The organism is Streptococcus mitis, from assembly GCA_001560895.1.
GTDB classification, from domain to species: Bacteria; Bacillota; Bacilli; order Lactobacillales; family Streptococcaceae; genus Streptococcus; species Streptococcus mitis_Q.
The window spans coordinates 1047034-1068023 of record CP014326.1 but is presented as its reverse complement, the minus strand read 5'-3'; the positions used below and the strand labels follow the sequence as shown (position 1 = coordinate 1068023).

Sequence of the window (20990 nt, the reverse complement as noted above, 5' to 3'; positions counted from 1 at the left end):
AATTTTATTTACTAATAGTAAACACTATTTTTTATTCTTAAAAATTGAACTTCTAAAATCATCAGTTTGATTTAGATAGGCCTTAAACACTGCTCTCTTTAACTTATGAACTGCACTATCATATTCTGGATTATAGTTGTCCCAAGAATAACGATTCTCATCTGCATCCTTACGGACAGCTTCGTCCATTAATCGCTGCAGTTCTTCTACACTATGAATCGTCTTTCTTGCAAAACTTGCCCAAGATTTAGTTGGATCGTTGAAGGTAACCTGCTTCAAGTTCCCAAACTGCTTCACACGTTCTTGATACATAGCTGTCTTGAATTCTGCCCAAGTTTTATATTGACCGTTAAATACTTTTTGAAGGACAAGTTCATCTGTAACTAAACCTACTTCTTTACCATAAGACTTAATCTTACTTCCCGCCGTTTTTGCATCTTTTTCATATTGATTTGAGATATATGGTACCATTCCATCCTTAAAGCCTTTGGCAGCCAGAAGTTCATAAGCTATTCTACGTCCCATCAAATCACCCGGAGTTCCCTTGCTGCTCAGAGCCGAATAGATTGGGGCAAAGAGTTTAATCGTATAGTAGCCATTTCGTTCATATTCCCCAGACTTATATTCACGAGCTGACAAGATATTATTTGTAATCAAACTATCAAAAGTAGTCAATTTTTTGGCATCTTCTTCTGTCAGATTTTGTACAACGTTAGTAGCGTAAACATCATTTCCATCTGCAGGATCTTTTACGTATTTATTCTCGATTTTTCTCAGGGCCGTCATTTTCTGATAAGCATCTAACTGTTTCACGATAGATTGCCCTTCGAGATATTCCAACATGTAAACGACATCAAACATATTGTGGACGTAGTTCTGAAGATCTGCTGCGTTATTAAATCTTGTAGTTGGATCAAGTACTTGTAATCGCTGGCCTTCTGTACTATCTGATATTTTATGTTTCAAGATAGAGTTGATGGTAATAGTTGCATCACTTGGTTGGTCAGGAGCTTGCAATAAGCCTTTTGCGAAGAACTCAGGTCCCAAGCCACTTCTTCGACCATAGCCACCAAGGTAAATATCCTGATCTGAATCATGGGTCATCTCATGAGTATAAGTAATGGCTCCATCCTTATCTAACATACGATAGGACATATAGTAAACGCCATCTCCAGTTGCATAAGCACCATGATGATTGTGAACTACTTTATTACCCACTGGACCAAAGAAATTCTTCATCGCCGGATTGGTACTATCAAACTGAGCCTCAACTGTAGCTTTTCCAGAGGTTCTATCATCTCCAAACTTATAGGCATCATAAAGTAGAATTGTACGATAGAGTTTTTCTCGTCCTTCTTTATCTAAAATGCGATACCAATAATCATAGTGATCTCGCTGACGTTTGGCTGTTTCACGCGCATTATCTTCAACAAACTTATTGAGTTCATCTCCAGCCTTATAATCGCTGTTGCGGTAGCGATCATAAGCTCCAAATCCTAGACTAGACATGGTCGAGATGACAAATACAGATTTTTCAGGAAGGGTAAGTAGAGGTAGTACCATATTGCGGTATTTCCATGTGGCACTAGTGATACGGTCGTAGACACCGATAGAATACTTGGTACCAGCCTGTCCTTGCTTTGTTTTAACCTCTTCGATATTAGATTTTTCTTCGACGATGTAAGCCTTGGTCTGTGATTTAAACCAGTCATTGTTGCTTGTATTTGGTAGAAAGACTTTGCGGTAAGTTTCAAGCGTGCTAAACAAATCTGTCGTTCCATGATGGCTGGCAAGACTGATAGCATAAGTATCAACATTGTTTTTAGCAAGAAGATTGTTAAAGCCAGATTTACCTAACTCAATCAGAGTATCTAGTGGTGAAGTATTTCCTTTACCAAAGAAGTCCGGATGATACATAACTAGATCTTTGACATTCACCTGACCATAGCTAAAGTTATACCAACGTTCTAAATAAGTTAAACCGAGTAGCAAGGCTTCCTTATTGTTCTTGATTTTATCTACAAGATAGCCTCTGGTGACTGAGTTATCGCTAGCTAGACCGGCATCTGCTGACAAGAGTTTTTTCAAGATGTCTCCCAGATTTTGTTTTGTTTTGGCGAACTGGTCTTCTAAATAGAGCTCGGTTAACTTAACTTCTGGAGAAATACCAAGTGTCTTTCTGATAGCATCTGACTTATAGTTAACCTTTTGTAAGTCAGGTAAGACCTGCTTAATGATAGAGTCTTGGTCATACAAGAATTGATTTGGAGTGTAGAGGAGTCCTGTATCCCCTAAACTATATTCTGCTAGCTTGGCAAAATCATTCTGATACTTGAGATCAAATTTTTCAGATGAATGGTCCTGATAGTGAAGTAAGAGTTTGTTTGCAGTCTGTTTGTTGGAAACAATATCTGTGATTACTTGGTCATCCTTCATCATAACTGCGGACAAGAGTTCTTTTTGATATAAGAGACTATTCTCCTTGACCAGATTTCCGTATTTCACGATGGTCGCCTTGTTATAGAAAGGTAACAATTTTTCAATGTTCTTATAAACCAAAGCACGCTTAGCTTGATAATGCTTCACCTTAGAAAAATCACTTTCTTTACTACCACTTGTTGAAAGGGGCTCCACTGTTGGAGGAGTGAGAGGATTGATTTCTGCTTTTTTATTCGTCACTTCAGAAGCATCTAGCATCGTTCCTCTTTCTTCAAAGGATTCTTTGCTGATGACTTCATCCCTAACCAAGGTGACATTGTATACTCTGTTCGCCTTGCTGCTGAATGTGTCCTTCACCTTCATTCCATTGTAGTGGTAACCGGTAATGGCATTCCCGTTGGTTACATTAACATCGCTGAGAACATTGGTCAATCTTCCTGCATGCTGTTCCTCATTCGTTTTTCGATCCCACAAATATCCAGCCACACCCGCGACTCTACCAAAGTGCTTGACATTGTTGATATCACCTTCAGCATAGCTATCTTGTATATGCGCATCTTGATCTACTAGACCTGCTAGCCCACCAACAGTCTGATCTGAACTATTGGTGTTGGATGAAATGGCTACTGTCGCTTTTGATTTAGTCAGTGAAGCTTTGTTTCCTGTCAAGTGACCGACCAGGCCACCGATATTGTAGGCAGCAGTTGTTTCATAGGTATTGACAATTCTTCCCTTGAAACTACTCTCTGTGATGCTTGATTGGTCTGCCTTAACCAACAAACCACCGATACCACGTTCTCCAGCCAGAACACCATCGACATGAACTTGTTTAATCTTTGTGCCATTCGTAGCTTCATTTGCCAGTGAAGCAATATCATTTTTCCCTGAAATAGCAACATTTTTTAGACTTAGTTTTTCTACTGTAGCACCACTCAAGTTTTCAAACAGAGGTTTTTTCAAGTTATAAATAGCATACTTCTTACCATCTTTTTCTCCAATCAACTGACCAGTAAAGGTTCCCTTGATATAGGATTTATCATCAGGACTAAGCTCCACTTCGTTAGCATTCAGGCTGGCCGCTAAATGATAGGTTCCAGAGAGATTTTGGTTTATAGCTTTGACCAGATTACTAAAGGAAGTAAAGTTTGTCTTTTCCTCTGTAGCCTTCTTATCGAGGTAGAAGGTGAAATGGTCGACATATTTATTGTTCTGCTCTTGCTTGAGTTTCTCAGCTTTGGCTGTGATTTTATAAACTGGTTGACCATTTCTTTCTGCTTCAGTTATTGAGGCGACTGGCAGATAGACATCTTTAAATGCCGAAGATTTTACCTTGACAAAGTAATTATCCGTATTCTTTGGAATTCCATCCAATGAAATATGTTGTTTATAAGTCCCATTCGTCTGGCTGTACAACTCAATATCCGAAACATTTCTTAATTCGAGTGTTTTTTCTGGATCCTGCTCTTTTGTTTTTTCAGTCGGAATATCTGGCTTTACTTGATTAATATCACCAGTGTATTCTGGAAGTGGGGCTACCTGTTCAGGCTCACCTTTGTCACTCACAACAGCTTCTGGTAACGCAGGTTGGATTGCAGGCTCACCTTTGTCACTTACTACTGCTTCTGGTAACTCTGGCTGAATTGCAGGTTCGCCTTTATCGGTTACAACGGCTTCTGGTAACGCTGGTTGGACAGCAGATTCGCCTTTGTCGGTTACTACAGCTTCTGGCAATTCAGGTTGAACTTCAGGCTCACCTTTGTCAGTAACAACAGCTTCTGGCAATTCTGGCTGAACTTCAGGTTCACCTTTGTCAGTAACAACAGCTTCTGGCAATTCTGGCTGAACTGCAGGCTCCCCTTTGTCACTTACTACAGCATCTGGTAAGACGGGTTGGACTGCAGGTTCCCCTTTGTCGGTTACAACTGCTTCTGGTAACTCTGGCTGAACTGCAGGTTCACCTTTATCGGTTATAACAGCTTCTGGCAACTCTGGTTGAACTGCAGGCTCGCCTTTGTCACTTACTACAGCTTCTGGTAAGGCAGGTTGGGTTGCAGGTTCGCCTTTATCGGTTACAACTGCTTTTGGTAAGGCAGATTGGATTGCAGGTTCGCCTTTGTCACTTATTACAGCCTCTGGCAACGCTGGTTGGACTGCAGGTTCCCCTTTGTCAGTTACGACTGCCTCTGGTAACTCTGGTTGAACTGCGGGTTTGACTTTGTCAGTTACTACAGCTTCTGGTAACTCTGGCTGAATTGCAGGTTCGCCTTTGTCGGTTACTACAGCTTCTGGCAACTCTGGTTGAACTGCAGGCTCGCCTTTGTCGGTTACAACAGCTTCTGGTAAGGCGGGTTGGACTGCAGGTTCGCCTTTATCAGTAACAACAGCTTCTGGCAATTCAGGTTGGACTGCCGGTTCACCTTTGGCGCTTACAACTGCTTCTGGCAACTCTGGGTGAACTTCTGGTTCACCTTTATCACTTACAACAGCTTCTGGCAATTCTGGTTGGACTGCAGGCTCGCCTTTGTCACTTACCACAGCTTCTGGTAAAGCGGGTTGGGTTGCAGGTTCGCCTTTGTCAGTTACAACTGCTTCGGGAAGCTCTGGTTGAACTGCAGGCTCGCCTTTGTCACTTACTACAGCTTCTGGTAAGGCAGGTTGGGTTGCAGGTTCGCCTTTATCGGTTACAACTGCTTTTGGTAAGGCAGATTGGATTGCAGGTTCGCCTTTTGCGCTTACAACGGCAGAATTTGAAGATTGTTTCTCTTCTTTTCTTGGATTGGTTAATTCTGCAGAGAGAGTTTTTTCAACTACTTGAACTTCTGTCGGCTTAGTTGAAGAAACAGATGTTTGTTCCTGAATAGCTTGTGCTGTTGATGGATTTTCTACAAAATTCGGTGTAACACTATAATCTACCTTTTGTTGATTTGTTGGACTAGATACTGATTTCTCTTGATTACTTACTTTAGATTCAGAAGTCATGTTTCCCTCTTTGATATATCCAATATAAGTGTAACCTGAAATGGTTTTAGGAAGAGGTAATTTTTCTCCTGAGGTTAGTTCATAGTCAGTATTGTAATTCAGTAAGAAATTATTTTCTAAAGCATGAGCTGAAACTAAGACACCATTTCCTATTCCTGCAACCAATACTAAATGTAATACCGTTTTATTCTTAACTTTTTTCTTAGAAACGGCAAAAATTAAAATTCCCAGAGCAGCTAAGCTAGCACCAGTAACTAGGGCTTGCATCTCATTCTTACTTCCAGTATTTGGCAATTCTCCCAGTTGATTTTGGGAATTTAATTTATAAACAAGATAATAAGTCTCATCATCATTCTCCATGTATGTCGGAATGTCATAGACAAGCTGCTTCTTTTCTTCTGATGATAGTTCTGACTCTGTCACATATTTATAGTGAACACCTTTAGTCTCTTGAGCCTCTACAGCTGAACTAGCTAATACAGACACAAAAAATAAACTTGAAATCGTTGCAGATACAAGTCCTACTGATAATTTTCTAAATGAAAAACGCTGCTGTTTTTCACCAAAATACTTTTCCATTATTCCTCCTTGAAATAAATTTTAAAAATATGTAAGGCAAACTTTATTATATTAGCTTGTTATCTTATAAAAAGGTAACATACTTTAATTATACTCTTAATTTACCAAAAAGTCTTAAAATTGCGTTACGTTTTCATACTTTGTTTTATATATAAAATACCAAGTAGTAATGTTTGCAATTCCCTATTATCTTTTTTCATAAAAGAAAACCTACCATGGCATTTCCACGGTAGGTGTTACTTATATCAATAATCGTTCTAAAAATGGTTTGAGGCAGTTGAGGAGAATGCCTTCTATCCAGCTTTCTTGTGCTGAGGAGAGATGATCTGTCTGAAGGCTTTCTTTTAGAAAATCTCGGACTTGTTCTGGTGCGATTTCAAACTCAAAAGCTTTCATTTTATAGAAAAAGTCGATGAGAGGATCTGACAGGTATGCGGTTGAAAAGGGTACTTCACCACTTTTTCGATATTCTAATAAAAGCCGAGCAAATCGGGATTTTTCTTCAGGAAGCTCACGAAAATAGGAATTGAGAAGCCAGGTCTGCTTCTGCTTTCTCTCAATTGGATCCTGACTGGCAATTCGTTGGTCTTTTTCCAACTCTTTTTGGTATTGTTTGGCCTTGATAGCCCGTTCTGTCCGATTTTTACCAAAAAGAATTTTCTCCCACTTGCGTTCTTCTTGAGTCAGGGTTTCTGTAAAACCAAAATAATCTTGATAGGCACGCTCTGCTGGGCCCATAGCTAGAACCAGATTGTCTGCATATTGCTTGGCGATTTTATCCCTCTTCTTGCGCTCTTTCTCTGCTTGGATACGGAGTTCCTGTTCGTAATCAATTTTCTCCTTTCCTAACTTGACAAGGTAGAGTTGGTCATCTGGTTTTCCAAGTAAAAAGGGTTTGATACACTTTTCAAGAACTTCCTCCATACGCGCCTTCTTCTTAGGTTCTGCCTTGGTCCAACTTCCTCCTTGAAAGATTTCTAGGAAGAGTTGGTAGTCTCTCTCAGGTGAGAACTGATTTCCACGATTAGGTTTAAAAACACCTTTTTCCCAGAGCCATTTGAGAAGACGCTCGTCAAAGTCACTTTTGTTAAGCTTGATTTTTTCCTTTTTCTGGGCTTTTCTGGTCAGATTTTCGACCTTTCTGAGTAATTTTTCTTCCTCTTCTAGTTGCTGGTCAAGGGTCAATCGATGAAAATGCCGAACACAATCGCTACCAATCGGAAAGAGGCGTTGTCCTGTGACACCGTTAAAGAGTTCGTAGGCGTATTTGATGGCATTCCCACAGACACAATTGCTACGGCCAATACCGTTAAAAATCAAGGAAACTTCATTCCATTCCTTGGTAGCTTGTTCCCAAGTATCAGATTTTGAAGCCTGTAAAACCGCATCGTGCAGGGATTTTCTAACTGTAAGTGTCATGATGTCTCCTTTCTAGATTATACTTTTACAACTTGAACCTCTTCTTTACCCAGTAAAATCAAGTATTTTTCAATATTTTCAATCGAATAGGATCGGGATAAAGCCTCTTCGTATAGGGCTAATTGACCACGATAGCGGTCTACGAGTTGACTTGGTTCATCATAGCGGTCTGTCTTATAGTCGAACAGAACAATTTTATCTTCGTAAAGGAGATAGCCATCAAGGATACCACGGACAACGAAGTCTTCCTGACTCTTTTGATCTCGTTTGAGCATGGAGAAAGGTTGCTCACGGTAGAGATGGTTGGTATTAGCAAGAATTTCCTGACCGAGTGCTGTGTCAAAGAAAGCAAGAATTTTAGCAAGATTGATCTTGTCTCTGACAGCTGGGCTGGTTTGAACTTGTTTGAGAGTTTCTGTCAGGCTAGCAAGTGTTGGTCTCTGACTGAGGTCCATTCTCTGCATGAGTTCGTGGGTAGCACTACCAATCTCAGCTCCTGTTATCTTTTCTCTGCTTGAAAAATCTGGCAAATCAAAGCTGATTTTCTTGTCTACTGACTGGCCTTGACCTGCAATCTCGACACCTTCCATATCCATAACTGGTTCGTAAAATTTCTTGATTTGACTTGGGGTTTGAACACTTGGCAATTCAATAGCTGCGCGGTGAAGAGTATTATAGATTTCCACCTCTTTCAGCATTTCCAGGGCTTCTTTGATGGTTTCAGACTGGCGGTTGTCAGCTTGGGAGCTATCTTGGAGAGGACTCTTGGTTTCCAATTCTCCGACGCTTTCTCTAGTCAACTGATCTTCACCAACAAAACGATAGCTAAAGTTGAGATGATCCTTGGCAAATACTTTACTGATAGCCCAAAGCCAATCTTGGAAATTCTTGGCTTGCAGTCTGGTATTGCTATTTAGTTTCCCATTTTTAGCTGCTGGGTATTCCTTGGATTCCAGCTTTTCACGAGATCCCTTGCCGACAAGATAGAGCTTTTTCTCAGCCCGCGTCATGGCAACATACAGTAGACGCATCTGCTCTGAGTAGCTTGCCAGTTGTAATTCCTCTTCATTCTGTATATAAGTTAGGCTAGGAATGGAGAGTTTGATGCTTTTAGGATAGTGAGCTTCCACTGCTCCTGTCTCCATCTTGGCAATATACTTGACACCTAGTCCATTTTTACGGCTGAGAATGACTTCTGACATGCTGTCTTGTTTGTTGAAATCTTGATCCATATTGAGGATAAAGACGTAAGGGAACTCCAACCCTTTACTCTTGTGAATAGTCATGAGCTCTACCGCGTCTTTTGGCGGTGCGACAGCCACGCTCGCAAGATCGTGCTGGGCTTCTAGGACTTGGTCAATCATACGAATAAAACGCGACAAACCTTTGAAATTGCTCTTTTCAAACTGGTCAGCTCGCAGAGCTAGGGCATAGAGATTGGCCTGTCTAGCAGGGCCATTTGGCAAAGCCCCAACATAATCGTAGTAAAAACGGTCGTTGTAAATCTTCCAAATCAGGTCATAGAGGGAGTGGGTTTTGGCATACAGACGCCAAGAATCCAAGATATTCATGAATTGATTTAGTTTTTCAGCTAAAGCTGTGTGGATCAATTTTTTCTGGCTTGTTGACTGTTTTTGAGCATTGGCCAGTTTCTCATATAGATTTTCGTGGACTTTATCCTCTGCTTTCTGAAGAGATAAACGTGCTAACTCATCCTCATCAAAGCCAAACATAGGAGACTTCATAAGGGCAACCAAGGCATAGTCTTGCAGGGGATTATGAATGACACGCAGGGTGTCCAGCATGACTTGTACTTCTAAGGATTGGAGATAATTGTTTTGCTCGCCGTCGGTTTTGACAGGTATCCCGTATTCAGATAAGGCAAGGAGAATTTGATCATTACGGCTGCGGCTGGAAGTCAAAAGGGAAATTTCCTTAAAAGAAACACCTTTTTCCTGATGGAGTTTAAGTATTTCCTTGATGACCAGGCGCATTTCACCTGTTAATTTCGTTTCTGCTTGGCTCTCTTCTTCCTCTTGCTCGCTGTCGTCCTTATCGTAGAGGAGAAATTCCGCCTTGTTGTCTGGATTGGGAGTCAGTTTGGTATTAGCAAAGACAAGCTGGTGCATGCTGTCATAGTTGATTTCTCCGACCTCTTGGTCCATGAGCCGTTCAAATACATCATTGGTTGCTGACAGCACTTCTGAACTGCTACGGAAATTTTCCTTGAGCAGAATGAGCTTTCCTTCTTGAGGATTTTGCGCATAGCGTTGGAATTTTTCATTAAAAATCTGCGGATCTGCCTGACGGAAACGGTAGATAGACTGCTTGATATCCCCCACCATAAAGCGATTGTGGCCATTAGACAGCAATTCCAACATCCGTTCTTGAATGTGGTTGGTGTCCTGATACTCATCGACCATGACTTCGTGGAAACGTTCTTGATAAGCCTCACGAACTTGCGGGAAATTCTCTAAAATCTCAATAGTGTAATGGCTGATATCAGCGAATTCAAAGGCATTTTCCTGACGTTTTCGCTGACGATAAGCCTCCACAAAATCACTCATGAAAGTTTGGAAGGTCTTAGCTAGTTCCCAGGTGTCTTGATGATAACGTTCTTGATAGTCGAGAATGGTTACCTGGTCTGACAGTTGTCCTAGTTTAGCAAACTGGACCTTTCTTTCTTCGTTGTAGGCATCCGCCAGGGGCTTCAAATCAGCCTTACGACTGGCATTCGTCAGAGCCCGACCGTTTTTTTCTTTCGAAATGGCGACAACACGCGCAAGCACTGCCTGATAAGCCTGACTATCGGATTCCTGATTTAGGGAGCCAATTTCATCTAAAATCAACTGAACATTCTCTAGATAAGCGGCCTTTGGAAACTCCTTGGCATCATTATCCAGATGATAACGGAAGAAACTTTCCAAATCCCAAAGGGCTTGCTGGATTTGCTCAGTCAGTTTTTCTTTTTCACTGGTAAAATCAGCCTTTTCAAAGCCTTTGAGGAAAGATTCACTCAGCCACTTTTGAGGATTACTGGTGGATTGGAGGAAGTCATAGATTTTATAGACCTGCTGGCGCAGACCACGTTCATCCTTGCCACGTCCTGCAAAGTTTTTCAGCAAATGGCTAAAGGTCTCTTTCTGTTTACCTTGATAATGGGCTTCAAATACCTCATGAAAGACTTCATTTTTTAAAAGAAGTTGCTCGCTTTGGTTTTGTAAAATACGGAAATTAGGCGCAATATCAAGCAGATAGCCATGTTTGCCAAGAAATTTTTGTGTAAAAGAGTCCATGGTTCCGATGGCAGCGTTGGGTAGGTCTGCCAACTGGCGGCCCAAGTGTTGTTTGAGCTCGACATCATCCATTTCTTGGATTTGTTGGCTGATTTTTTTCTCTAAACGTTCTTTAAGCTCTGTGGCAGCCTTAACGGTAAAGGTTGAGATAAAGAGTTGACTGATTTCCACTCCACGCGCTAATTGGTCCAGAATACGCTCGGCCATGACAAAGGTTTTACCAGAACCAGCCGACGCTGAAACGAGAATATTCTGACCAGAAGTGTAGATAGCTTCAATTTGCTCGGCAGTTTTCTTTTGTTCCTTGCTCGAATGCGCTTCTGCTTCTTGCAGTTTTTGAATCTCCTCCTCACTTAAAAAGGGAATAGGCTTCATCGATTCAACTCCTCTCTTATTTTTTCAAACCAAGCTTGCTTGAGTTTTTCTCCGACCAGACGCTTGCCATCAGCCAAGTCCAACTTTTCTAGAAAACGGGCTTGGCCCAAGTGGTAATTGGCTTCAAATCCTGTGATGGCTTGATGTTGCTGAACATATGGGGCAATACTTCTGCCATTTTCAGTATAAGGATTGATAGCAAACTGGCCTTCTAAAATCTTCTCAGCCGCTTTCTTGTAAAGATGGGCATTGTAGTCCAGTAGGAGCTGAAATTCCTCATCTGTCAGCTGATTAGCCTTGTTTTTATTGTAAAATTCGCCCAAATGACTGCTTTCTTTTTCTAAAAAGATCCCTTGATATTTCATTGACTTGCTAGCTTCTACTACTGCACCTGCTAGACTTTTAACGGCCATCAAAGATTGGACAGGCTCAGCCATTTCCAAGTACATGGCACCAAAAAAGTTCTGCTCCCCTTCTCTTTTTAAGGCAGCTAGATAGGTTGGCAACTGGGAATTGAGCCCATTAAAGAAATGAGGAAATTGGAACTGAGTTAGACTAGACTTGTAGTCTACTACTCCTATCGCTCCATCAGCTTTCAATCGGTCAATGCGGTCAACCTTGCCTCGTACAAAGACACTGCGACCGTTATCCAATTGAATAAAGGCTTGCTCTTTTCCACCAAAATTTGCTTCTTCTTTGATGGTTTCAATAACTGGATTATGGCGGAGAATATGTCCAGTCGTCCAAGCTATATCAAGTAGGACTTCCTTGGTAAACTGGGCTTCCAAACTTTCCTGATAAATAGCCTCAAATTCGCGTTCTTGACTGGTTTCTTGGATAGCTTGTTCTAGACGTTGGTCAAAGGAATCTTCGTCAGACAACTGCAAGGCACGTTCAAAAATGCGATGCAAGAAATTTCCGTGACTGCGGGCATCAGGACGCAGACGTAATTCCTCCTGCAAGCCTAACACGTAGCGGAGGAAATAACTGTATTGGTTTCGGTAAAACTCCGTCAAACCAGACGTAGACAGGTAAAATTCCTTGTCAGCTGGATAGAGAGCCTGTAAGGTATCCTTGGTCAACTGCTTACTGCTTGGACTGGTTGGGAGGGCTGGATTTTCCAGACCTTGCTGTTCTAGTTTTTTACCCATGACACGCGCCAGAACCTTGACAAAGGTCAAATCTTGCTCCCTATCACTCGTATCACCCTGCTGGTGATAGGCAACCAGACTAGACAAAAGACTATGATATGACCCCATATCTTCCTTAGACAGCCCTTTTTGATTCATTCTCTTCTCTTTTCGACTAAATCCAAAATGGACCAGCTCTTGAAGATAGGCAGATTCCTTGCTTTCACTTTCGTTAAAAAGGCTTGGAGCTGACAAGACCAACTGCTTGCGAGCAGAATTGACCAAGGAAAGCATAGTGTAGCGATTTTTCTTGAGATTTTCACTGCTGGCAATCAGTAATTGTGCCCCTTCCTCTGTCGCTTGGTTTAGGTTTTGCCTTTCTTCATCTGTCAAAAGACTGGTATTTTGCGCAATTTTTGGTAAATGATCCTGAGTCAATCCAATGGCGTAGACAAAGTCAGCAGTCAGTGGTGCAATCAAATCGTAACTCTGCACCAGAACAGTGTCTACTGTTGCTGGAATGGTGCGATACTGAGATAGACTCATCCCAGAATAAAGCAAGGCAAGGAAGTCTTCTAGATTAACTTGCGAACCAGCAAAAACGGTCGCAAATTGTTCTAAAACATGACAGAAAGCCTTCCAAACTTCGGCTTGTCTTTCCTGTTCTACAGTTTCCATAGTGGCTGTCAAATCTTGTAACTGCTTGGTCACAGCACCTTCTTTTAGAAAAGAGTTCCACTTTTGCAAGAGATTTTCAACCTTTTGTTTTCGGCTAGCAAAAAGAGTTTCAAGAGGTGTTAAAATACGCAGACGAAGAGCATTTAAACGCCCTAAATCAAATTTTCCATGGTGGGATTTGGTGAAGGTTTGCTGAAAGGCTGGTAAGCCATTGATGCCAAGATAGCGGATATATTGCTCAAAAGCATCAATATCAGACTGATTAAGGTCGGTATATAAACCAGTTCTGAGGAGATTAATCAAATCTTCCTGACGGAAACGATAGCGTTTTAAAGCTAAAATAGACTCGACAAACTGAGTCAAGGGATGATGCGCCATGGATTCGCTTCTACCAAGATAGAAAGAAATCTGATACTGGTCAAAAATCGTTTTTAGAGATAATTGATAAGAAGGCACATCACCTAAGAGAATACGGAAATGCTTGTAACTCAGGTCTGGATTGGCATGTAATTTCTGACGGATGCTACGGGCTACTAACTCCAACTCCTCCTTTTGTGTCAAGCAAGACCAGATTTGTAAGTTTTCACGGTCCTTATCATCTACATCCAATGTGAGTTCTGAAAAATCATAAGAAGACTCCAGCAAACGAGAGGCCTTGTCAAAACTATCCATCTGCTCATGAGTTTGAGAACAATCCAGAGCAGGAGTTTGGTATTTAGAGGCTAGATGATGGAGAAACTCCACACTAGCTTGATAGAGATTGCCCTCGCTAAAGGGACTGGTATAAGCTTTATTACTAGCATAGGCTCCAATGACAATCTCAACACCCTTGCCGTGAAGTAGGTCCACAATTCGCTCTTCCTCGGCAGAAAAACGGGTAAATCCATCAATGACCAAAGAGATTTGAGTAAAATCACTACTTACTTTGTCATTCTCAATAGCCTCAATCAAATGGGACAGCTGACTTCCCTGAGCTAACTGGCCTTGATTGAGATAGGCCGTTACTTTCTCAAAAATCAAGAGTAAATCGGCTCTCTTGTCCTCATCCGTCAAACTCTCCAAGTCCAAAAAACTCATTTGAGCTTTGGTCATCTCGTGATAAAGATCAATCAACTGCTGGATGAATTGAGGATCCTGCTTAATCGCACCATAAACACGTAAATCCTTGGGATCAAGTTCGGCAAGGCACTTGTAAAAGGCCATCCCAAGACCGATATCATCAAGACTGGTCTTAGCAGGCAAGTCATTCAAGACCAGATAACGAGCCATCTGCACAAAGCGCGTGACGGTAATCGCAAAAGAAGCCTGCTGGGACAAGCATTCCAGCACGGCGCGTTCCTTTTCAAATGAAAGAGAGTTGGGAGCAATGTAGAAAACCCGCTTACCAGTAGCAACCAGCTCTTCCGCCTCTCTGGTCAAGATTTCTGTCAAAGAAGTCCGAATATCCGTATAAAGTATTTTCATCTCTGCCTCGTTTGGTTTATCAAAGTTTCTTACTCTATTATAGCAAAGTTCGCTTCACAGTCCAAATCCAAAATTCTAGTTGATAATCATTTAACTAGCAAATCAATCATACTTCATCATCCACTTTCATATGATGAAAGATATAGAGGAAAAAGTCTTTGGAAACTTCAAAATGTCCATAACGAAGTCGAGAAGTATAGTCTCTCCATTCAGGATGTTGTCTGGCTATTTCTATGGAACAATCTTTGACTGGTAGATAATACTCGACATTTCGTCTAAAGGGAAAGAAACCTTCAAATTGCTCTACTTGATAGGCTTTGTCATCTATAATTTTACCTACGGCCACAAAAGCCTGTAACTTATCTTGACCATTCATATCGTATTTTGGGCTATAGTATAAAAGGTAGTCTCCTTTTTTCATACGGTTTAAGGGGCCGCCCTTTCCATGACAGACCTGACAAAAATTCCCTTCAACTCCTCTTAAAACATGGTTCTTTGAAACAACTCCAACCCAATATCTAGGCATTTTTATCCTCCAACACTGCTAACATGCGATTAAAACTTTCTCTATCGTTAGAAAGTTTTTCAAAAAATTTTTCATCAATCCCTTCTACTAAGGGTAGGGCTTGATTGACCTTCTCCGCGCCAGACTTCGTCACTGAGACCAGTTTTGCCCGACTATCCTTTGGATGTTGATCACGTCTAATGTAGTCCTTCTTCTCCAGTAGTCTAACAATCTGGGAAACCGTCATGACATCCATACCAGTGAACCGAGCAATATCAACTTGCGTTACATATTCCTCTCTATTATTCAAAAACAAGAGCGAGGTTAAAACGATAAATTGAGGCAAAGTGAGGCCAACCGATTTCAAAACTCTTTTTAAATTACTTTCCCACTTGTTGTAAACTTTAATGAAAAGAAGACCTGTAGACTCTGTTTCATCATTTTTGTAAATTGAATTAAAGTGATACTTTGACATTATTTCTCCTTAAATATTAAGTATACATATTATATAAGAATTTATTTTGTTTTTCAAGAAAAGGAAAGTGAAATGTTACAATTCTGTCAGACATTTTATAGTCTATATGCTATAATAATACCAAAAGATAAAGAAGGAAGACCTATGATTAAACTACTAGCCTTGGATATGGATGGAACCCTCCTTAATGAAGCCAAGGAAATCCCGCAAGCTCACATTACTGCTATTCACCAAGCCATTGAAAAAGGTGTCAAACTGGTCCTCTGTACGGGTCGTCCACTTTTCGGTGTCCTCCCCTACTACAAAAAACTGGGGCTTGACCTCCAGAATGAGTATGTGATTGTTAACAACGGTTGCTCAACCCACCAGACTAGCGATTGGAGTTTGGTTGACTGGCAAGAACTTAGTCCAGCTGATATCGAATACCTCTATGATCTAGCTGAAAAAAGTGATGTTCAGTTGACTCTTTTTGATGAGGAACATTATTTTGTCCTCGGTGGCAAGCCCAATCAAGTCATCCAAAATGATGCCGACCTAGTCTTTTCAGACCTGACTGAAATTTCCCTTGAGGAAGCTACCAGTGGCAAGTATCGTATGTTCCAAGGTATGTTTTTAGGTACAGAGGAGCAAACAGACGATTTTGAAGAGCGTTTTGCTACAGAACTCTGTCAACGATTCAGTGGTGTTCGTTCGCAGCCTGTCATTTATGAAGCCATGCCACTTGGAACGACAAAGGCTACCGCTCTTTCACGACTGGCAGAGATTCTGAAGATTGATTCCTCAGAAATTATGGCTATGGGCGATGCCAATAACGATATTGAAATGCTCCAATTTGCAGGGCTTGGAATTGCAATGGGAAATGCCAGCGATTATGTCAAATCTCTTGCGGATGCCGTTACAGCAAGCAACGAAGAAGACGGCGTTGCGCGTGCCATTGAGAAATATATTTTATAATTAAGAAGCCCAGTTCATGTCAACTGGGTTTTGATATTTAAGAATTCCTAAAACTTTAGAAACTCTTTAGAAATCCTTGAGCTTTCTTTGATTTCTATGCTTTATACTAAAGTTATCAAAATAAATCAAAAGGAGAGAATCATGAAAACAGTACTTGACATTCATGGATTGTCCAAAAACTTCGACAAACAAGCTATCCTTCAGGATCTTCATCTAACGATAAGAGAGGGAGATATTTATGGACTTATCGGGAAGAACGGAGCTGGGAAGACCACTTTGATAAAAATCATTACGCAGCTACTCTTTGCGGATAAAGGAACAGTTTCCCTCTTCTCTAGCCATTCGGAAAATGAATGGAGCAAGTCTCTATCTCGAGTAGGTTCAGTTATCGAATCACCTGTAGCTCATAATCACTTAACAGCCTATCAAAACCTGAAATATTACTGTATGATTCGTCATGTTCCAAATGCTGATCAAGTCATTCGAGAAACGCTGGACTATGTAGGCTTGTCAGATACAGGTAAAAAAGTCTTTCGTGATTTCTCGCTAGGAATGAAACAAAGACTTGGTATCGCCATTGCCCTCCTATCCAAACCAGATTTCCTAATCTTAGATGAACCTATCAACGGTCTCGACCCAATCGGTATCAAAGAATTTCGTCTGATGATTCAACGGCTCAATCAAGAAAAAGGGATCACCATTCTCATCTCTAGCCATATCTTGTCAGAACTCTATCTCCTAGCCAATCGTTTTGGTATTTTAGATCAAGGAAAGATTATCCGTGAAATCAGTAAAGCTGAATTTGAAACACTAAGTGAGGATTACATTGTTCTTAAGACAGCTGATCAAGAGAAAGCTTGTCAAGTATTGAAAGAACAAATCCAGCTCCAGTTCAAGGTTGTTAATCCAGAAAATGAAATCCATATCTTTGGTCAGGAACAAGATGTCAAACAGATTCTCAAAGAATTAACCTTGGCAGATGTTGCCATTGACGAGATTTACTATGCCCGTCAAAACCTAGAAGAATACTTCACTCAATTGGTCCAATAGGAGAAAAATCATGATACATACCATTCAAGCAGACTTTTACCGTCTTTTCCGTTCCAAAGGATTCTGGATTACAGAATTCATTCTCTTTTTACTCATGTTAATGGGGGCTATTTTTGGAGCTACTGGCCATCTGATGGCAATCCAGACAGAAGAACCAGATATTCCAACCCATGGCTGGGACGGTGTACAAGCCCTGATTAACGCATCTAGTCAAGGTTCAAACCTCGTTTTTCTCTGCATAGTTCTAGCCTGCCTCGTTCTTGGAGTTGATTTAATCGGCAAACTCTATAAAAATAATTTAACAGTGGGTGTCTCTCGTACCGAGTTTTTCCTTGCCAAAGCCTTTGTATTGACTTGTATTGCACTCTTGCAAGTTATCATCAGCCTTGTGATTGCCTTTATTCCAGCAACTATCTTAAATGGATTTGGAACCATGCCTGATGGCTTTATTGGTAATCTACTGATAACCATTTTCCTTCAATTGCTTTGCCTCCTTGCTTGGCTTTCTATTGTTTCCTTCATCCTCTATGTTAGTCATTCTTATCTTGCAGTATTTATTGGCTATTTGGTCAGCTCTATCTTGCTTTCTATGCCAATGCTTATCTTCCCAAGTATCAAAATTTTGCCATATTTATCATTGCAGTTTTTCTATGCTATGACTGCTAATAGTGAATCCATTTTCTATACACTTATAGTTACCTTAGCTGTTATTGTAATCTTTAATCTAGGTGGACTAGCAGTTTTCAAAAAGAAAAGTCTATAAAAAGAAACCTCCTCTAGCCTACAGAGGAGGTTTCTACTCTTCAAAAATCAAATTCAAACCGCGTCAACGTCGCCTTGCCGTACTCAAGTACAGCCTGCGGCTAGCTTCCTAGTTTGCTCTTTGATTTTCATTGAGTATTATTTCGTTAAAAATAAATGAAAACCGACAACCACTGTCCATCTGTGCTTAGTTTCATCTCTAAACCAAGAAGATGGCATAATTCCTCAGTGATATAAAGACCTAAACCAGAGGATTCTTCCGTATCAGATAGATTTTCAGAATAAAAACGGTTGCTGAGATTTTCTATTTTTTTGATGGGCTGTTTGACAAGGTTTGCAATCTCTAGGACAAGCTGTTCCTTTTCCTTTCTCAAAGATAGACGTGCTTCTTCCTTGCCATGTTTGAGGACATTCCCAAGCAGATTTTGTAAAATTCGATCCAGTAAGTCTTCATCAGTCCTTATTTTCAAACCAGCTTCGACCTTAAAATCAAGCGTGATATTTGCCGCCTGAAAAACATCATAATAAGCAAGAGTCTTCTTGGTGATAAAAGTTGAAAGCTCCACTTCTTCCAGTTTCGGTTTGACAGCTCCTTCCATCAAACGACGATATTCTAGGAGAGCCTCCAAACGTTTGGAAACTAAATCAAGATGCTGGGCTATTTTTTGTAAGGTTTCTGCTTTGTTCTCAGGAGACTTTATCAATTGTTGGGTGTAGCCTGAAGCGATGGTCAGAGGGGTCCGAATATCATGGGCGATATTGCTGATGGCCATATCCAGAGTCTGCTTTTCCCTTTTCATAACCAACCGAGATTGTTCTACTTCCTGAAATAGATTTTCAATCTGCTGGTAGAGATGTAAAAAATGTTTGGAAAAAATGCTGACTCCGACTCTTTTCATACTCCCCGTAAGAATCTTGTCTTCGATTTGTTGACTCAAGTTTTTAAGTGCTAGGTGGTAGCGAATCAAGGAAATCGATAAAATAAGTAGGAGTACCAGTAGAACAAAGATTATCATGTAGGTCATTGCTTGTCTCCTTTTAATCTTACCCCAACTCCCCAGATGGTTTCAATATATTCTTGATTTGGGTCAAGCTGGTTTAATTTTTTACGAAGATTACTCAAATGCGTATTGAGGGTATTATCTCCAGGTAGATAGCTCTCCTCCCAGACCAATTCATAAAGCTCTTCTTTTGTAAAAATTTTCTTAGGGTGTTTAAGGAGAGTTTGGAGAATCAAGCATTCTTTCTTGGCAAGGCGAATCGTTTCCTGACTATTTTTGATTTCAAAACTTTCTGCATCAAACTGGATATTTTTCAAGTTTTGTGGCAGATGTTCAGTTTTTACTATTTCCATAGGCTGTTTTTCTACACTTTGGCGTAACTGAACAGTAACTCTGGCAAAGACTTCGTCCAAATCAAAAGGTTTCACTATGTAATCATTGGCACCGTCTAAGAGGTATTGGCTGATTAACTTCTTATCGCTCAAGGCTGTCAGCATAATGACTGGAGTTTGACTTTCTTCCCTAATGGCTTTTAAAACCTGATCCCCATTTTTCCCAGGAAGCATGATATCTAGCAAAACTAGGTCAATTCCACCTTGGTCAAAACGCATGATTCCTTCTGTACCAGAAAAGGCTTGAATCACCTCATGCTCCTCAGTAAGAAGTGTTCGTAAAATTTCTTGAATGTCACTATTGTCTTCAATAACCAATATTCTAGCCATAAATACCAACCTTTCTGCAACTATTATACCACACCTCAGACAGCAGTCCAAAATAACAGATAACTAATCACCGTCCATAACCCACCAAAAGCCCAATTCGGGGCTTTTAATTTTACCCTTGACCCTTTAACCTAAAGGAAAATCAGATGGAAACATTCAAAAGCGACTACGAAGCTTGTGAGTTTGAGACGCAGTTCCCAGGCCCACAAAATCTCGAAGAACAGATTCGTGAAATATACAACTCAGAAGATGAAAACTCCGAAACGGATGAAGTTCTTTCGCAAATAGTAAAACAAATCGGCGGAATATCCACCTTGGAACGGCAAAATCGGACAGCCAAGATTTTCACGATGTGTCGGTCTGGAAACTACGTGAACTGTTGAGAGTTAGCTATGAACTCGGAAAGTTTCATGCTCAAAACAAAGCCGCCACACCAGCCTTCGAAAAGGTGCAAGAAGTTTACCGCCAAACCTGACTAGAGATCGAAATTGGCAACACTGTAGAATTTGGGATATTTTCGAATTTCGACCTTGATTATAAAGGTATTTTCAAAGAAGAAAACTTCAAAGTTCGGCACAAATTAAGTGGCGGACAAACACTCGAATACACCTTCCAGTTCAAAAATTTCGAAACAGCACAGAATCTTTACCATCAACTTGACGATGCAGATGATTTCAACTTTAGGATTTTGCTAAACCATCTCAATGAACAAGAAGTTGAAATTGTAGGCAGAACCATTAATTAGCCAGCACATCAATTTATAACCCAACCAAAAACACGCCCTAAAAGCGTGTTTTTGCGTGCTGTTCAGTTGTTTCGATTATTTTTCCGCAGACCGCAATCCCATATTCCAAACATACAACATTTCACGGTTTAACAAATTGACCCAGAAATTAAAATCATCTTGCTTTTCCGCACGGCAAGATTTTTCGAAATACAGCTCTGTCTGTTTTGCATCCGCAAAAGAACACTCATAAAATATGTTGTCTTCTGGCGTGAGTGGAACCAAAATTTCGAAACGCTCTTGATTGAATAATTCCGCCATCCCTCGAAACGGCGTCACCGTTCGCTGTTCGAGTTCTGGGGGTTGGCTGAATTTCATTTTCGAAATTCTTGTTTTGGTTGAACTTTTCCATAACATTGTCTCCTATAATTTATTTAC

General features: G+C 40.6%; 13 protein-coding genes. 4 read left to right on the top strand and 9 right to left on the bottom strand.

The window, feature by feature from the left end; genetic code table 11:
- Positions 1–24: 24 nt before the first annotated feature.
- The 6 genes from AXK38_05155 to AXK38_05130 all read right to left on the bottom strand — a co-directional run bounded on the left by AXK38_05155 (position 25) and on the right by AXK38_05130 (position 15339).
- The gene (locus tag AXK38_05155; protein ID AMH88666.1) at positions 25–5997 is read right to left on the bottom strand and encodes a peptidase; all 5973 of its coding nucleotides are present in this window, start codon (positions 5995–5997) and stop codon (positions 25–27) included.
- A 240-nt stretch (positions 5998–6237) separates the two neighbouring features.
- Complete coding sequence (locus tag AXK38_05150; protein ID AMH88665.1) at positions 6238–7416, bottom strand: hypothetical protein; 1179 nt, start codon at positions 7414–7416, stop codon at positions 6238–6240.
- A 17-nt stretch (positions 7417–7433) separates the two neighbouring features.
- Positions 7434–11087 (bottom strand): ATP-dependent helicase, encoded by a 3654-nt coding sequence (locus AXK38_05145; protein AMH88664.1) that lies wholly within the window; start codon positions 11085–11087, stop codon positions 7434–7436.
- Positions 11084–14359, bottom strand: a complete 3276-nt coding sequence (locus tag AXK38_05140) for an ATP-dependent helicase (protein ID AMH88663.1) — start codon at positions 14357–14359, stop codon at positions 11084–11086. The genes AXK38_05145 and AXK38_05140 overlap by 4 nt, the downstream gene beginning before the upstream one ends.
- A 106-nt stretch (positions 14360–14465) precedes the next feature.
- The gene (locus AXK38_05135; protein ID AMH88662.1) at positions 14466–14885 is read right to left on the bottom strand and encodes a hypothetical protein; all 420 of its coding nucleotides are present in this window, start codon (positions 14883–14885) and stop codon (positions 14466–14468) included.
- Positions 14878–15339, bottom strand: coding sequence for a MarR family transcriptional regulator (locus AXK38_05130; protein AMH88661.1), 462 nt, complete (start codon positions 15337–15339; stop codon positions 14878–14880). The genes AXK38_05135 and AXK38_05130 overlap by 8 nt, the downstream gene beginning before the upstream one ends.
- A gap of 144 nt (positions 15340–15483) precedes the next feature.
- Between AXK38_05130 and AXK38_05125 the strand changes: the two genes are divergently transcribed.
- The 3 genes from AXK38_05125 (at position 15484) to AXK38_05115 (ending at position 18106) form a co-directional block, all read left to right on the top strand.
- Positions 15484–16293 carry a haloacid dehalogenase gene (locus AXK38_05125; protein AMH88660.1) on the top strand — a complete coding sequence of 270 codons (810 nt, stop codon included), beginning with the start codon at positions 15484–15486 and terminating at the stop codon, positions 16291–16293.
- A 141-nt stretch (positions 16294–16434) separates the two neighbouring features.
- Positions 16435–17343 (top strand): ABC transporter, encoded by a 909-nt coding sequence (locus tag AXK38_05120; protein AMH88659.1) that lies wholly within the window; start codon positions 16435–16437, stop codon positions 17341–17343.
- Between the two features lie 10 nt (positions 17344–17353).
- On the top strand, positions 17354–18106 hold the full coding sequence (locus AXK38_05115; GenBank protein ID AMH88658.1) for a hypothetical protein: 753 nt from the start codon (positions 17354–17356) through the stop codon (positions 18104–18106).
- 145 nt (positions 18107–18251) lie between these two features.
- On the opposite strand, the gene AXK38_05110 is transcribed toward AXK38_05115, so the two are convergent.
- Positions 18252–19130, bottom strand: a complete 879-nt coding sequence (locus AXK38_05110; protein ID AMH88657.1) for a histidine kinase — start codon at positions 19128–19130, stop codon at positions 18252–18254.
- Positions 19127–19828 (bottom strand): two-component system response regulator, encoded by a 702-nt coding sequence (locus AXK38_05105; protein ID AMH88656.1) that lies wholly within the window; start codon positions 19826–19828, stop codon positions 19127–19129. The genes AXK38_05110 and AXK38_05105 overlap by 4 nt, the downstream gene beginning before the upstream one ends.
- 146 nt (positions 19829–19974) lie before the next feature.
- Between AXK38_05105 and AXK38_05100 the strand changes: the two genes are divergently transcribed.
- A complete protein-coding gene (locus tag AXK38_05100) occupies positions 19975–20211 on the top strand; it encodes a hypothetical protein (GenBank protein ID AMH88655.1) in 237 nt (78 codons plus the stop codon).
- A gap of 437 nt (positions 20212–20648) precedes the next feature.
- Here the strand turns inward: AXK38_05100 and AXK38_05095 are convergent, their stop codons facing one another.
- A complete protein-coding gene (locus AXK38_05095) occupies positions 20649–20969 on the bottom strand; it encodes a hypothetical protein (protein ID AMH88654.1) in 321 nt (106 codons plus the stop codon).
- Between the last annotated feature and the right edge of the window lie 21 nt (positions 20970–20990).